This window comes from Salinispora pacifica CNR114, from assembly GCF_000514775.1.
In the GTDB taxonomy this organism is placed as follows: Bacteria; Actinomycetota; Actinomycetes; order Mycobacteriales; family Micromonosporaceae; genus Micromonospora; species Micromonospora pacifica.
This window is the reverse complement of sequence record NZ_AZWO01000035.1, coordinates 1-12,492: the sequence shown is the minus strand read 5'-3', so window position 1 is coordinate 12,492 and position 12,492 is coordinate 1. Positions and strand designations below refer to the sequence as shown.

Genomic DNA, 12,492 nt, shown 5'->3' with positions numbered 1-12,492 from the left:
GGTCAGTGCAGGGCGCTGACGCGGTGGTTGGACAGGTGGGCGAGGACGGCCTGGTTGGCCTCCCAACCGTCGGGGAACTTGATGAAGTCCTTGAGGTGCACGGGCTCGGTTCCGGGGTGGGCGTCCAGAAGCTCGGGGATACCGCGACGGCCAACCACGATGCAGGCATGACGGTGCCGGGATGCCAGCACGCACAACCGGCCGGGCGTGAGATGGAACGGTGTCGCGTCGATCCGTCCGGACAGCGGATGCAGGATCACGGTGATGTCGAATTCAGCGCCTTGCAGCCGGTTCGCGGTGTCCACCCGAATCCCGTCCGCTATCTCGCCGCGGGCCCGCAGCGCTCGGGTGATGGCGGCGACCTGGTCGCGGTGCGCAGCACCGACAGCGATCCGCGCGGCGGTTAGCCGCCGTCCGCCAGGGGCATGTTCGCAGACCGTTTCGGTCCCGCGTTGCAGGAGCCGGACGGCGACGTCTGCGGTCGCAGCGACCGTCTCGGCGTCGGTCCGCAGCGTGTTGCGGTGCGGTAGCTCGAGGAAACCCCATCCGGTGTCGGCGGCGAGGTCGATCACCTCATCGGCTACCGTCCGCCGGATACCGACGGTTGGCACATGTATCGTGCGTTCGTCGTCGTGGGTGCCGGGGGTGAACTCCGAAAAGGGGTAGAAGGCCGTCTGGACCAGGCGTGTGGCGCTGGCTGGCAGCCGCCAGGTCACCGGGAGTTCGTGCGGAACGATGTCCGGGTTGTTGCGGAGCAGCACCGCCACAGCGCTCTGCATCGGATCCCAGGGCAGACCGGACCACCGTTCCCCGTCGATCGGGGAGAACGGATCGAGCTGTCCTGGGTCACCGACGAACAGCATCTGCTTGAACAGCGGCACGATCAGCAGCAGCAGGTCCGAGCGCATCTGGTACGCCTCGTCAACGACGGCCCAGGGCCACGTCCGGGCGCTTCGCACCTGCGCCCACTTGGCGGCGGTGCCGACCACGACCCGGCAATCCGGCAGGTCATCGACGCGCGAAGCGACCTGCACGTTGGGCAGGAGTAGCGTCGGCGGCGGCAGGTAGCCGTCGCGGGACAGCCGTCCGACGATCAGACCGGGTAACCGGGTCGCGATCTTGGCGACGAGGTCGTCGACCTGCGCGTTGGTCTGGGCGACGACCACCACGGTGTCACCGGCTGTAGCGATCTCGGCCGCGATGCGCCCCACCAGAGTGGACTTTCCGGCTCCGGGCGGCGAGTCGACGACGACGCCCCGGCGACCGCCGTTGGTGAACGCGGTGAGAATCTCCGCGGTCTTGATCTCCGCTCGTTCTTGAGGCGAGGTCATGACCAATCCTCCGCCGCGTCCTCCACAACAGGCGTGGAGTCTGGTGGCGGGCCACCGTGCGTCCAAGGGGTTTCTTCCCGCGTCGGCCACGGCCGGCGCCGGACGAACGTCTCGGTCACGCTCGTGTAGGTGACCTCCTCTCCGAGTAGAGGAACCGAGCCAGGCTTTGCGGTCTGGCCGCCGCCCATCTGATTCTGCAACTCAAGTTCGATACGCCAGCCGTCCTCGGTCTCGTTGACCGACGTAATGACCGCCTGCTGCCCGTTGCGGGCCGGGTCGTACACGTGCTGATCGACGTCGAGATGGACCTGGTCGCTGGTCGCCACCGTGACCAGCGGACGCAGCACACTGCGCCGTAGCCCGGGCACGCGGCGAGTCGCATCGACATCGACGACCTGCCCGGCAAACGCCTCACCAGTGAGCCGATAGTCCGCAATCACGAGCGGGTCGTCGTAGGCGCGTTGCGCCTCGAACGCGGCCATCCGCTGTTCCAGCTCGGCGAGTCGATGGGCGCTGCGGCCTGCGCTGTCGCGTTTGGCCTGCGGATTGCCACCATTCGCGACGTACTGGTGGAACGAGGTAAACCGGTCACGTTGCTGTTCCCAGCGTTTCGGAACCCGCGGCGCCTCGGTCACCTCGAGCAGCAGATCGATCGCCGTCCACACCAGCTCCCAGGTCGGGCGCATCTGCTCTTCCAGCATCGCGGTCAGCCGCCGGTGAACGGCGCTGTGCGCCGCCGGGGTCCGCGCGCTGGCTAGGTCCCGCAGCGCGGGCTCCAAGAAGAGCCGGTCGAAGGTCGGGTCGGTAGTCGGACCCGCCGGTGGGCACAGTTGCGGGTTCTCAGCTCGGCTGACTGCCGAGGCGACGTCCATCCCTTCGGGCGGGTCGAGCCAGGCCATCTGGGCAGCGAGGTTGCCGTCTTCGAGATCGCTCTGGCCGGTCGCCCACACGGCAGCCAACGCCTGGGTCGCCGCGATCAGCGCGCCGGTGTCGGCGAACTCGGCCTGCTCCGCGAACCAGGTCAGCCAGATGCCGAGGTCGCGTACCTTCTTCGGAACCGCCCACGGTCCTTCGATTTGCCGTAGCCTCGTCATTCGACCCAGCGTGCGGACGAACTCGATTCCTGCCGGGTTCGGAACCCAGATCTGCGGGGCGTCGACTACCCGCATCCGCGCATTCGGCCCCGGACCGGTGGGCTGTGTCCGCTGCGCGGCCATTTCGATGGGGAACAGCAGCTCGCTGGCTAGCCTGCCGGCGAACTGCAGTCGCTCCGCTCGTTCGCGTGGCTGCCGGGTCACGATCAGGGTCGGCCGGGCACGGTCGGAGCCGACCATCGCCGCGAGCGGTGCGTTGGTCTCCCCGGCCAACGTGAGCGGCACGATGACGATCGGCTTCGACGAGATGTACTGGTGTCGGAAGACGGTCAGCCGCTGTGGGCCCATCGAGTACGCAGCCAGCGCCTTGGCCAAGGAGGTCAGCACGGTCACCGGACAGCTCCCAACGCTGCCTCGCGCATGCCGTAGGCCCTTCGCAGCAGATCGGACGCCTGCTGCTGGCCGGCGTCCGGCTCCCGCAGGCCGGTAGCCAGTTCGACCGCCTCCTTGATCGAGTCGATGCCGCCCAGGTCTTCGCGCACCACCCTGCCCAGCACCGGCACCATGCCGCTCGCCTCCGACCGGCACACCCCACCCAGCTCGCAGGCGCCCAGGCACTCCGGCGAATACCGGGCAGTGACCTGGAAGACCGCCGCCGCGAGCTCCTGGGGATCGCGCGTCGGCCGGCCGGCGTCGTCCAACCGCAAGTCGAACGAGAGGTCCGGCGGCACGAGCCGCAGCACGCTCTCCACACTTTCCATACGGTCCAGCTGGCGCTTCAACGTTGCCAGCTGCTTGCGGACATCGAGTAGCTCTGCAACCGGGTGATTGCTGAAGTCCTTCGGGCACACGAGCACGACTTGGTCCGACACCATGTCAGGGTCCAGCCCGGCCGTCTGCAACATCTCCCGCATCGCGAGCACGTACACTGCGGACTGCTGCGCGGCAGCCGCCACCTTGCCGGAATCCGCAGTGCCGTCCAAAATCGCGAAGGACTTGACCTCCACAATAAAGAACTGATTGCCGAGCTTGAACGCGATCAGATCCGGTTCGATCCGCACCTGCACCCCATTCACGGTGAGCTGCAGGATCGGATGATCGAACAACGTACCGGTCGGCTCATTCGACTCCGCCGATACCCGCAAGGCGTGCCGGGAACGCCGCAACCGCGACGTGATCCTGTCGTCGGTGTCGGCCGGATTAAGGTCGTGATAGTGGACCTCGGCGACAGGCAGCCCGATGTGTTCGCGCAACAAGCGCAGCAGCTCAGCACATCCGTCCGCCTTCACCTTCGCCTCGAAACCCTTTCCCCGGGCGATGGCGATGCTTGACATCTGGCCGATGGAGATGCGTACGCCCAACCCTTGCGCAATCTGCCCTTTGTCGATGCCTGCGGCATCGAGCAGCGTGCGTCGGAGGCAACCTGGGTTCGCCGCGAGCGCGGCGAGTGTGCGGGCGTTGTGCGGCTTTCGCGGTGCCGCACCCCGCAAAGCGTTCAAACGTTCGTCGACGACAGACATGTCATCCTTTGAAGGACGGGTCCGGGTCTTCGCGGGAACCGGGCCGCCGGATAAGGGAAGTGGAGTTAGCTTTTCGTGGCGGACTTGACTGCCTTGAGTTGTTCGCCACCGAACAGTTGTTCCGCGTCGGAAAGCCGCCGCGCACGCTCGGCCGCAGCCTCGCGTTGCTGACGGTCGGACTCCTCGTGAATGTTCAGCTCCGCTTGTGCTGCAGCGATAAGCCTTGATGGCTCGAACCCCTCAGTGGGTCCGCCGGCGCCTGGAATGTTGTTGGTGAACGGCCACAGGAGCCGGATCGACTGCGACCCAAGTTTCCCGGTGGTCTGGAGGTGATGAACCAGGCGTATCGCGGCGGTAAGAAAGTCGACCCTGGGCGACAGCGGACCCATGATGCGGCGATCCAGCGACCACGTGGATATCGCTAGGAGGCCACGCACGGCCACGAGCTGGTCCGCCGCCAGAGCAGCACACACGTAGTACGGTCGGGAGTACGGCGCCGCCCGGAAGGATCGCTCCTCGTCGCGCCGAAGACTGGCCAGCTTGGTCGCAGCCAATCCGCCCGCGAACAACGCCTCGTGAGTCGCGACGATCAACCGCGGCGACGCCGCGACCCCCAGCACCGTCAGGACCTGATGAACCTGTTCGCGAACGGGAAACAATGACATGCCCGCTGGCAGCGTCTCTGGCGGCACCGGCGCCAAGTCGTCGGACTCCAGTAGCGCTGCATCCCAACTCAGCTCCGCCGCCCGCAATTCCGCACGCAGGCGCGGAACTTCAGTACGCTCGCCGGCAGCGAGTGCCTGACGGATGCGACCGCGCAGCTGCGAGATCCGCTCCTCGAGCTCGTCCATCATCTCGGGCATGGCGGGACCGTATCACAACTTCCAAAGTCCTCCAAAAAGTTCCAAGATTCATTGGTGAAGTGACCGCGACGACGTCCACCTGAAGATCGGTGCGGCGGTCGGACTCGGCTCCCGTCGTCGGTGGCACATCACCTGAAGACCCACAGACCCACGACCTCATTCGGCGGGCTCCTGGCGGACCGCGAGCGGCCGACACCCCTGCTCGGCGACGACCCGTCAGCGAAGCCAGAGGCCCCGCCGCGGAACCACGCGCCTCTGCTGGGAGCCACCGCCGCCGGACGTCGTCCGCAGCTGCACGGCCACCGGGTTCCGAGCGTCCTCAACCTCATACGTCAGAGCAGACGTGACCAGAGCTACAGAGCGCCACCAACAGAACGCCCAGGGAGTTCGCCAGCGTATTCGTGGATGTCGGAACTCGATTGTTCACCCCGACATCTGTGGCCCCGCCAGCCCACAGCGTACGTTCGTCGGCCTCGCGCCGGCCCGCATCCTGTCGCCGCTCCCAAGATCGCATCGAACTCGACCTTCGTCCTGGTGTCGGGATTCGCTGTCGGACCTGCTCGACACAGGACTCATCGACTGCGCTGGAGAAAGTCTCCGGCTCTCAACGACAGGGTCGGCCGGAAGGAAGGTGGCTGGGATGGTGGCCGAACCGCCCGGCGATCAACGGTGGACGCGGACACTGCCGGACGCGGCAGTCCGAGGAGTTGATCGGCAGCCGTCGAGCCAAGTACCTGTCTGCCGTCAACTGAACGTCGTAGGCCGCCAACGGCGAACAATTGCCGCTGGCCGAAGCCCGATGGCGGTGGGCGCGGCTCAGCATCTCGGTCGCATCCTGCTGGTGGTCACCGGTGACACCGCTGACGCGCTGGAGAGTCGTAGAGGTCGTGGTGGCGACTCAACCGGGTTACGAATCATGACTATGACGAGCACCGTGGCATACGCCGTCGACGCTGGCGTGCGGATGCCGATTCCGCCTGGCGTGGTTGCGGTGCCCGGCGCGAGCCTGGCCAGCGACGGCGAGGACTTGCATGTCTGGTTCAGCGGCGTCAGCGCCGAGGGGCATCGGCGACTTCATCACGCGGTCAGCGCCGACAGCGGAGCCACGTGGTCCCCGCCCAATACCGTCGTCGGTCTGGAGCCTCTAGCTGGTCAAGGGCTCTCGCCTTCGGTGCTGCGACGGCGGGACGGCTGGTTGATGTGGTACGTCAGCCACGACAATCGAGGGCGACGTGTGTTCGTCGCCCGCTCCGTCGGCGGGCTGGTGTGGCAGCGTCTTGGGGCGGCCCTCGACCGTGGCGAACCTGGCAGCGCTGACGCCGACGGAGTCGACTGCCCAGCGGTTGTCGGCACCGCCGACGGCATCTTGGTTATGGCCTGCGGTGCAGGCAGCTCGCGCAGCGTCGCGGCGGCGGTCTCCCGCGACGGTGTCACCTGGCGCAAGCTCGGTCCGATTCACCACCGCCGGCTCACCGGTCCGGACTCCCGCTGTATCTGGTACCCGGTGTGGCTGCCCAATGGGCCGGACACGGCTGACCTGCTCTACGCAGGGCAGGACGATCGTGGCCGCTGGAGTTTTCTCACCACCGGCCGGGTCGACCTCGCGGCGCTGGCCACCCGGCCCAGCCCTCTCCCCCTGGCCACAGCGGTCGACACCGCGATCACCCACATCCGCTCTGCTGTCACCGCCGATTACCTGGCCGAGCCCGACTATCACCGGCCCGCTCTGGTCTACCGGTCGCCGGACGGCCGGGTCGAGCAGCTGCGACCCAGCACCAGTCCGGTGTTCGCCGTTCGAGACGGGCACGGGCACCCCGCAGGTGTGGTGAAACTCGGCCGGGACCGGGCGAGCGCCGAGCGGGAGTTCTCCGGCCTGCAGACCCTTGCCCGCTTCTACCCGGTCCCTGCGGCGACACTGCACTATCGGCAGGGTCGGGCCGCGCTGGTCATGGAGCACCTCGACGGGGTACCCCTTGCCGGGCTGGCCGCCGCCGATCCCAACCGGTTCGAGACGGTCCTGGGCGACATTGCCGACCACCTGGCCACCGCCGCGCAGAACAACCTCATGCCGGCCTGTGACCTCGACGGGCCGCCGGATCACACCGAGGAGACCCCGGCCGTCCTCGCGGCCTGGGCGGCCGAGCTCGTCGCCCGACTCCGTCCGTAGGCCCGGCACCGGATCACTATCGACGGTGACCCGCTCGACGCTACCCTCGCCGATCTCTTCGACCTCACCCGCCACAAGCTCAGGCAGCCGCCGCTGTGGGTCGTCCACGCCAGCGGCGACCTGCATCTCAACAACGTGCTCGTCGCTCGCGACGGGCGCCGATGGTGGCTGATCGATTACGAGTACGCCGGGCTGCACGATCTCGAATACCTCCTGGCGAAACTAATCACCTCGTGTGTCAAGCACACGGGGCTGCTCACCGCCCACGCCGCGACCACTCACGATCATCTGCATCTCACCACCCGCCTCGCGCATCCGCTCGCCCGCCGGGTGCTGAGCATGGCGTGGCTGCTGGACCGGCTCGCCGGGCTTCCGGTGGATCGGGAGCGCCTGGCCGCCCATCTGCTGCCGCTGCTGTATTTCCGGTTCACCCCCGAGAACGACGCAGACCCGCCCGCGTTCGGTTTGGCCGCCCTTGTCCTGTCCGCCGACGCGATCCTCCACCGGAGTTGACCTGACGCTGCAGCCGGACCTGGCGCGAAGGCAAGAGCAACCGGTTCCGGCACGCCAACGGCCCAACCTGGTCGGTAGCCGAAGCGGACGGCTCAGGAAACTCGCAGGTCAGGTCCTTGACGGCGGCCAGCGGCGGGGTGAGCATCAGGGGTGCGGTCCACGCATCGGACCGTGCCGGGAGCCAGCGAGGTGATGGTCCGCGCGCTGGCGGCACTCCCCGGCGGCAAGGTGGAACGCCCGACAGCGGCCGGGCCCGCCTCGACCGCGGACCTATCAATGAGACGTGTCGTCCCGAACCCCGTGCTGGGGCGGGGCGCGGCCACTTCCCCGGACGGGAAGTTCGAGGGCCTGCGGTGTACCCGCGTGCGACGTGGTCACCGCGCCGAGAAACGCCGCTCACTCGTGTCCCTGACGTGCGCGCACGCCCGTGAACCTCTGTCGGTAGCGACTGGCGTGCGCGCATGCCGGTGCTTCCCGGAGGGAGGTGCACACCATGCCGAAGGAGACCCCGATGAGCCGCGAGGCGGCCGACCGGATCCGCGAGGCGGCCGAGCGAGACCCGCACTCGCCGACTGCGCAGGACGGATTCCCCGACCGCGCCGATCGGGCCGTCGACCGCAACGAGGACCAACAGGACCCAGAGGAGGAGTAACCCATCGCGTGTGGGCCCGGCCACCAGGCCGGGCCCACACCCGATGGACGCAGCGCTTACGTACGCCGGAGCACCGTGACCGTCCGTGATCTCCGTGTCTTCTGCCCGCACACGGCGCCCGTTGCGGCGACGATGGACGCATGATGCTGTTTCCGCCTGCGGCGCTGCTGCTGGACTTCGGTGGCGTTCTCGTCGAGTCGCCCCGCCACCAGCGGACCCTTCCCCGTTACCTAATGAGTCCCGAACGGCCCGCCGTGGTCCATGGGATGCCTGCCCGTTACCTGGTCCCTTGAGACCCTTAAAAAGATCGGCGGCGTGGGCTCGGTGAGCCGTTCGTCGGTGGTCCGGCCCGTCGGGGACATGCCTGCACACCTCTGGACCGAGCCAGGTCTCGTGCAAGACCGGCGGGCCTTGGCAGGGCCGGACCACCTCGTGACCTTTGGGCAGGATGTTGATCGTGGTTGTAGCCCGCCCGCACGGCGAACACCTCGCATACCGGGAGCCGACGAGCTCTGACTGCGAAGACCGGGACCGTGCGGGTCGCTGGGATCGCGAACGGCTCATCGGAGGGTAGGCCACAGAGCCTCGTCATTAGGGCGCCGCGCGTTTCCGCCAGGGTTGCATGCCCGACGGGCAGGCGAGAAGGGAGTAGGAGTTGGCGGTGTACTGCGGCATCGACTGGTCAGAACGGCACCACGACGTTGCTCTGGTCGACGAGCACGGTCGTTTGGTCGCCAAGGGCCGTATCGGCGATGACTTGGACGGATTCACCACGCTGGTCGAGATGCTGGCCGCCGCCGGCGACAGCACCGCCGAGCCGGTCCCGGTGGCGATCGAGACCCCGCGTGGGTTGCTGGTCGCGGCGCTGCGCGCAAGCGGCCGGCGGGTGTACTCGATCAACCCGATGGCGGTGGCTCGTTACCGGCAGCGGCACTCGGTGTCGGGCAAGAAGTCCGACCACGCCGACGCGGTGGTGCTGGCCAACATCCTGCGCACCGACGCCCACGTTCACCGGTCGCTGCCACACGACAGTGAACTGGTTCAGGCAGTCGCGGTGCTGGCCCGAGCCCACCAGGACGCCACCTGGCGGCGAACCCGGGCCTCAAACGAGCTGCGGTCGCTGCTGCGGGAGTACTTTCCCACGTTCCTCGCCGCGTTCAACGGCAGGAAGGGCCATCTGACCAGCGCGGACGCCCGCGCGGTGCTGGCCGTCGCATCCACGCCCGCAGCTGCTGCAAAGCTGTCTACAACTCGGATCGCCGCCGCCCTACGCCGCGGCGGCCGCCGGCGCGGCGTCGAGGACTTGGCCGCCGAACTGCAGCAGGCGCTGCGCCGTCCGCAACTGCGTCAGCCGGCCGTCGTAGAGGAAGCCATGGGCATCCAGGCGCTGGCGCTGCTGGCGACGCTGAACGTCGAATGCGCCAGTGTCGAACAGCTTGCCGAAGCCGCCAGCGAAGCGTTCCGCCAGCACCTGGACCACGCGATCGTGACAAGCTTCCCCGGTCTGGCCGATGTGACCGGCGCCCGCGTTTTGGCCGAGATCGGCGACGACCGCGCCCGGTTCGCCGATGCCCGCGCGTTGAAGGCCTACGCCGGCGCGGCCCCGTTCACCCGCGCGTCCGGGCGCAGCNTCTCCATCACCCACCGNAAGGTGAAAAACGATCGACTTGCCGCTGCCGGTTATCTGTGGGCCTTCGTCGCCGCCACCNACGCCGAACCCGCCAAGCAGCACTACCAGCGCCGCCGAGATCACGGCGACCGCCATCCCGCCGCCCTACGCCACCTGTTCAACCGGCTGCTTGGCTGTCTCCATCACTGCTTGGCCACCGAACAGCTATACGACCCGACCAAGGCCTTCGCCCAGGTAACGCCGACAAGCCCCTGAGTCAGTCCCGTAATGCTCGGGCAACTGCATCCAACAGATCCCGGGCACCGGCACGAACATCGGGGTCAGATTCGACCAGCAAGCCCTCAACCACGGCTCGGAACCGCAAGCGATCCCCCGGCTCGGCGCAGGACAGCTCGAACAGGATGCTGCCCAAGGCAGCGTAGATGTGATCCGAGGTCTCCGGCTCCGCGACATGCCACGCCGCAGCCAGCAGTCGCAGCGCCGGTGCGTCACCACGCTGCAGCAGCGCCTCAGCAGTCGCGTCGGTCACCGCGGTGTTATCACGATCGAGAAGGAGAGCGCGCACCGCGACATCCACCGGCTCCTGCCCGACAACAACACTCAGACAGCGCCCAGCCTCCACCCGGTCCGACCACACCTGTGACCGAACCAAGCGCACAGCTTCGTCCGTATCCACTGGCAAATCATCCCCTGCCCTTGACCTCAACGGACATCGGAGGTCTTGTTGATCGTCCCCAGCCGGGGACCCTCGGTTGCCCGGCCCGGTATGACTTACTGCCCCTGTCGTACGGATGATCCGGGGGGTGTTGTCGCCGGGCCGGGTGGCGTCGGTGGACCGCTGATAGCGCCTCTGTCTGTCAAGCGGCCGTTGGGTGTGCTTGTTTCTGATCTTTGAGGATTCGTCGGTAGATGACGTTGGCGAGGCGGCGTTTCAGGGCGCGTCGGGCTTCGGCTGGTGTCTTACCTTCGCCGAGTTTGCGCTGGTAGTAGGCCCGTCCGAGGTCTGAGTGGTGGGCTTGGACGACGGCGATGATGTGCAGGGCGGAGTTGAGTTGGCGGTTGCCGCCGGTGTTGAGGCGGTGACGCTTGCGGGGTCCGCTGGAGGTGTCGATGGGTGCCGCGCCGGTGTAGCTGGCGAAGTGGTCGGCGTTGGGAAACCGGGTGACGTTGCCGACGTGGCCGAGGATCTTTGCCGCCATGATCACGCCGATGCCGGGTAGTTCGGTCAGGCTGCTTCGGGCTGCGGTGACTGCGTGGTCTAGTTCGGTTTCGTTTGCCTTGAGCTGTGCGTCGATTCGCCGGAGTGCGGCCAGGAGTTGCCGGGCGATGTCGCGTCGGCAGGCGTCGGTGGCGGTGGCCGGTCGCACGGTACGCAGGGCTGTGGCGGCTTGTCGGCGGACAGGCCGGTGGGTGCGCCGCCGGGGACCAGGTCTCGCAGGAGTCCGTGCAGACGGTTGAGGATGCGGGTGCGTTCGTGGGTGAGGTCGTCGCGGTGCTCGGTCAGCAGCCGCGCCCGGGCGGCGAGGGTAGCGGGGACATCGACGACGCCCGCGCCGGCGGCGGCCAACTGTTGAGCGATACCGCGGCCGAGTCCCTTGGCGCCTTCGACAGCGAAGCGGTGCTGCGGCCAGCGTTGGGCCCAGCTGATGAGCTGGGTGAAGGTGCCGGCGTTGACGACGAAGCGTCGGGCCGCCAGTTCATGACCAGTGTCGTCAACGGCGACGGCGGTCAGCGATGACTTGTGCGGGTCGATACCGATCACGATCACGACGGATGTCTCCACGGCAGGCGGCTGGCAGGGGCATGTGCCGTGGTGGGCATCCTGACTTGAAGATCGATCGCATGCCTCTGTCGAGCCACGCCACGGCCGGGCACCGGCCGACGTGGCACGCTATCAGTGATAGCCAACCACACGGGCGGCAAGGAACACGCGGACCTGAGCCGACCGGCGCCCTGAACGCTATGGGCTGCAGACCCTCGCGTCTGCCCCCGATCCAACAAGTCAGGGACACGGCCACCCGTGTTGGGGTAGGTCTCTTCGTAACGTGGCTGCCGGCAGTCCGACGCCCTGACTGCGGCCGAGGCCACGATCCGATACGTGGAGGCGGGTGCGGTGAACGACGGATACGGCGTCTACCTGGGCTTGGACGTCGGTAAGGGTGATCATCACGCGGTCGGGTTGGCACCGGACGGCAGACGGCTGCATGACGCGGCGTTGCCGAACACCGAGGCCCGGCTGCGGCAACTGTTCGACAAGCTGGCCCGCCACGGTCGGGTGCTGGTCGTGGCGGGCCAGCCCGCCTCGATCGGCGCCCTACCGGTCGCGGTCGCCCGGGCGTGCGGTCATCAGGTGGCCTACCTGCCCGGCCTGGCCATGCGACGCATCGCTGACCTGCACCCCGGTAGCGCGAAGACCGACGCCCGCGACGCCTACGTCATCGCCGACGCCGCCCGCACCCTGCCCCACACCCTGCGACGGGTCGACACCGGCGACGAGGCCCTCGCCGAGTTGGAAGTCCTGGTCGGCTTCGACGACGACCTCGCTGGCGAGGCCACCCGGGTGTCCAACCGGATCCGGGGTCTGCTGACACAGATTCACCCCACGCTGGAACGGGTCCTCGGCCCGAAAGTGCACCACAAGGCCGTGTTGGAGCTGCTGTCGCGCTGCGGTGGACCGGCCGGTCTACGCAAGGCCGGCCGCCGCAAACTGCTGTCCATCGCC

13 protein-coding genes are annotated in these 12,492 nt (G+C 67.9%); 6 read left to right on the top strand and 7 right to left on the bottom strand.

Going from position 1 to position 12,492, the window contains the following annotated elements; all coding sequences use genetic code 11:
• Positions 1 to 2: 2 nt before the first annotated feature.
• The 4 genes from B118_RS0119645 to B118_RS0119630 form a co-directional block, all read right to left on the bottom strand.
• The gene (locus B118_RS0119645; RefSeq protein ID WP_043541612.1) at positions 3 to 1,331 is read right to left on the bottom strand and encodes an AAA family ATPase; all 1,329 of its coding nucleotides are present in this window, start codon (positions 1,329 to 1,331) and stop codon (positions 3 to 5) included.
• Positions 1,328 to 2,818 carry a hypothetical protein gene (locus B118_RS0119640; RefSeq protein ID WP_028193266.1) on the bottom strand — a complete coding sequence of 497 codons (1,491 nt, stop codon included), beginning with the start codon at positions 2,816 to 2,818 and terminating at the stop codon, positions 1,328 to 1,330. The genes B118_RS0119645 and B118_RS0119640 overlap by 4 nt, the downstream gene beginning before the upstream one ends.
• Positions 2,815 to 3,945 (bottom strand): hypothetical protein, encoded by a 1,131-nt coding sequence (locus B118_RS0119635; RefSeq protein WP_028193265.1) that lies wholly within the window; start codon positions 3,943 to 3,945, stop codon positions 2,815 to 2,817. Before B118_RS0119635 ends, B118_RS0119640 begins: the two co-directional genes overlap by 4 nt.
• Before the next feature lie 65 nt (positions 3,946 to 4,010).
• Entirely contained in the window at positions 4,011 to 4,808 is a 798-nt protein-coding gene (locus B118_RS0119630; RefSeq protein ID WP_028193264.1) for a hypothetical protein, read from the bottom strand.
• 922 nt (positions 4,809 to 5,730) lie between these two features.
• On the opposite strand from B118_RS0119630, the gene B118_RS0119625 reads away from it, so the two are divergent.
• From B118_RS0119625 to B118_RS0119605, 5 genes are all read left to right on the top strand, one after another.
• A complete protein-coding gene (locus tag B118_RS0119625) occupies positions 5,731 to 6,975 on the top strand; it encodes a hypothetical protein (protein ID WP_155256575.1) in 1,245 nt (414 codons plus the stop codon).
• 135 nt (positions 6,976 to 7,110) lie between these two features.
• Entirely contained in the window at positions 7,111 to 7,488 is a 378-nt protein-coding gene (locus B118_RS0119620) for a hypothetical protein (RefSeq protein WP_028193262.1), read from the top strand.
• A gap of 493 nt (positions 7,489 to 7,981) precedes the next feature.
• Entirely contained in the window at positions 7,982 to 8,140 is a 159-nt protein-coding gene (locus tag B118_RS31895; RefSeq protein ID WP_155256573.1) for a hypothetical protein, read from the top strand.
• Positions 8,141 to 8,280: 140 nt separating this feature from the next.
• Positions 8,281 to 8,433 (top strand): hypothetical protein, encoded by a 153-nt coding sequence (locus B118_RS31890; RefSeq protein WP_155256572.1) that lies wholly within the window; start codon positions 8,281 to 8,283, stop codon positions 8,431 to 8,433.
• Between the two features lie 362 nt (positions 8,434 to 8,795).
• On the top strand, positions 8,796 to 10,025 hold the full coding sequence (locus B118_RS0119605; protein WP_028193261.1) for an IS110 family RNA-guided transposase: 1,230 nt from the start codon (positions 8,796 to 8,798) through the stop codon (positions 10,023 to 10,025).
• 1 nt (position 10,026) lies between these two features.
• Here B118_RS0119605 and B118_RS0119600 read toward each other — a convergent pair whose 3' ends face one another.
• The 3 genes from B118_RS0119600 to B118_RS33040 all read right to left on the bottom strand — a co-directional run bounded on the left by B118_RS0119600 (position 10,027) and on the right by B118_RS33040 (position 11,553).
• The gene (locus tag B118_RS0119600) at positions 10,027 to 10,335 is read right to left on the bottom strand and encodes a hypothetical protein (RefSeq protein ID WP_238324027.1); all 309 of its coding nucleotides are present in this window, start codon (positions 10,333 to 10,335) and stop codon (positions 10,027 to 10,029) included.
• 292 nt (positions 10,336 to 10,627) lie between these two features.
• Positions 10,628 to 10,969 (bottom strand): IS110 family transposase, encoded by a 342-nt coding sequence (locus tag B118_RS33045; protein ID WP_238324025.1) that lies wholly within the window; start codon positions 10,967 to 10,969, stop codon positions 10,628 to 10,630.
• Between the two features lie 59 nt (positions 10,970 to 11,028).
• A complete protein-coding gene (locus B118_RS33040) occupies positions 11,029 to 11,553 on the bottom strand; it encodes an IS110 family transposase (protein ID WP_238324023.1) in 525 nt (174 codons plus the stop codon).
• Between the two features lie 330 nt (positions 11,554 to 11,883).
• On the opposite strand from B118_RS33040, the gene B118_RS0119590 reads away from it, so the two are divergent.
• Positions 11,884 to 12,492, top strand: a 609-nt coding sequence (locus tag B118_RS0119590; RefSeq protein WP_155256571.1) for an IS110 family transposase, incomplete at its 3' end; no start/stop codon positions are given.